This is a genomic window from Vannielia litorea (assembly GCF_018424695.1).
Lineage (GTDB): Bacteria > Pseudomonadota > Alphaproteobacteria > Rhodobacterales > Rhodobacteraceae > Vannielia > Vannielia litorea_A.
In genome coordinates, this window is the sequence record NZ_QTNQ01000205.1 from 1 (window position 1) to 824 (window position 824).

Sequence of the window (824 nt, forward strand, 5' to 3'; positions counted from 1 at the left end):
TGAGAGGAAGACCTTCGGGCATCTGTCGTATCGGGTTGCCACGCGCCTCCAGTCCTTGAGTCTGCCGAACATGATCTCGATCCGGTTGCGCCGTTTGTAGCGGCGCTTGTTGTACTTCACGGTTTTCTTGCGCTGCTTTCGACCGGGGATACACGCGCGTATCCCCTTGTCTTTCAATGCTTCCCTGAACCAGTCGGCATCGTAGCCGCGATCCCCAAGCAGCCAATCGACATTCGGAAGGCTGCCCGGCAATGCCCGAGCGCCAATGTAGTCGCTGACCTGTCCGGCGGTGACAAATAGGTTGAGCGGCCTCCCCTGGCTGTCGCAGATGGCATGCAGCTTGGTGTTCATGCCGCCCTTGGTGCGACCAATCAGGCGCCCACGCCCCCCTTTTTCACGCCCATGCTGGTCGCTGTCCGGTGGGCCTTCAGGTAGGTAGCGTCCACTGCCCCGGCAGTTGAAACGCAGTTTCGATGAGAGGGGATCATCACAGTCTTCTTCTCGCCGTGCTCGGCGGCCAGGCCCGCCATCATCCGGGCGAAGACACCCTTGTCGCTCCACCGTTTCCAACGATTGTACAGCGTCTTGTACGGCCCATAGGCATGAGGGGCATCGCGCCACCGTAAGCCGTTGCGAGTGACGAAGATAATGCCGCTCAACACACGTCGATCATCAACGCGAGGTTTGCCGTGGGACTTCGGGAAGAAGGGCTCAAGGCGCGACATCTGCGCGTCCGTAAGCCAGAAAAGTTCAGACATGTTCACCGCTCGTTTTCGAACCGTGAATCACGCCCCTAAGCGGAAATCAATGGGCCCTGACCCTAG

Annotated in this window: 1 protein-coding gene; it reads right to left on the reverse strand. The window is 59.5% G+C overall.

Annotation, left to right across the window (positions count from 1 at the left end; translation table 11 throughout):
* Positions 1 to 758 (reverse strand): IS5 family transposase gene (locus tag DYI42_RS23980; protein WP_213549642.1). Its coding sequence is split into 2 segments (ribosomal slippage), with 759 coding nucleotides annotated over them: positions 1 to 398 and positions 398 to 758; the frame shifts between segments, so codons are not numbered across the junction. This gene is flagged as partial in the annotation.
* Between the last annotated feature and the right edge of the window lie 66 nt (positions 759 to 824).